This window comes from Nodosilinea sp. LEGE 07088, from assembly GCF_015207395.1.
GTDB lineage: Bacteria > Cyanobacteriota > Cyanobacteriia > Phormidesmidales > Phormidesmidaceae > Nodosilinea.
Window position 1 is genome coordinate 1 of the sequence record NZ_JADEWX010000392.1, and the last position, 1,074, is coordinate 1,074.

1 protein-coding gene is annotated in these 1,074 nt (G+C 46.1%); it reads right to left on the reverse strand.

The genetic code is table 11. The annotated features are described in order from the left end of the window. Positions 1-311 precede the first annotated feature (311 nt). Positions 312-836 (reverse strand): hypothetical protein, encoded by a 525-nt coding sequence (locus IQ254_RS31215; RefSeq protein WP_193970013.1) that lies wholly within the window; start codon positions 834-836, stop codon positions 312-314. Positions 837-1,074 lie beyond the last annotated feature (238 nt).

Below are 1,074 nucleotides of genomic sequence, written 5' to 3' on the forward strand. Positions count from 1 at the left end.
AGATTGCCGGGCAGATGTTTGATAACGAATATGACCTGGCCATGACCGTCATTGAGGGCATGGAGGCACGTAGTAGAACCGGAGATTACCCACTGGAACGTTTTATATTTAATTGCGCCTAGCTACTTAGCTCATAGGGTGTCTTTTTGTTGTGGTAAACATCAGACTATCCTATGAGCCCCTCTGTGGAAAGCTTCTAGGTGTTGCACTTCATTCTAGAATCGGCGGAAAAAGCGCTTAAAGAAGCGTTTGAACAAGTTTCTCTAGAAGATATCGAAAATTGGTTTACTAATTGCTGCTACTGTACCTCATCAGACTGAGAAACGCTGTAAATCTGGTAAGTGTTCGTCGTTCCAAGGGTAGTTAGCCCGATCGCTGGATAAACAATTGCATAATATGCAATGGGTAAAATCTGGGCAATTAGATGAAGTTGCCAATGCACAGGAATGAGAATGGCGATCGCCAAAAAAAACAAGGGTATCCGGTGAAATCGGAATCTGAAAAAAGGTGGCAATCACCTGTCCCAGAAATTCGTTCAGTGAGCAGGCAAACAATAGAAACCATACCGCAGTATATCGTTTCCCCCATTGAGTTCTCTGCCCTACCAAACAACTTCCCAGCACTATCAGCACGACCACGTTATAGACGATGGTGGCATCCCGAAAGGCATCTGCGATCGCTGCGTCACCAAAGATCTCTAGAAATTTGGTTCTGAGTTCTTCAATTTTTACTAAGACAGAATAAAGGCCGTCAACTGCTCCGATCAAAGACCAAAATAATCCTAGCCACAGCCCCAACCGCAGTCGTTTTTGGAAAAACTGCTGCCGCCAAGTCAAATAACCGCTAGATTCTGGCCGTGACTTGAAACGGGTACACAAATGGCGAACGTGACAGGTCAACCAGGGCTATTTCATTCTAAAAATGGCCTTGAGGGTATCTAGGCCATTTTTGCAGAGTCGTTCAGCCTGAGCCATGTTGGAGAACTCATTGGAGCGATAGAGGTTGAGCGCGAAGTTCCGAGCGACGGCGAAGATTTGCGGCAACTGGTGCATGCGGATACGCGAAGCATCTTCG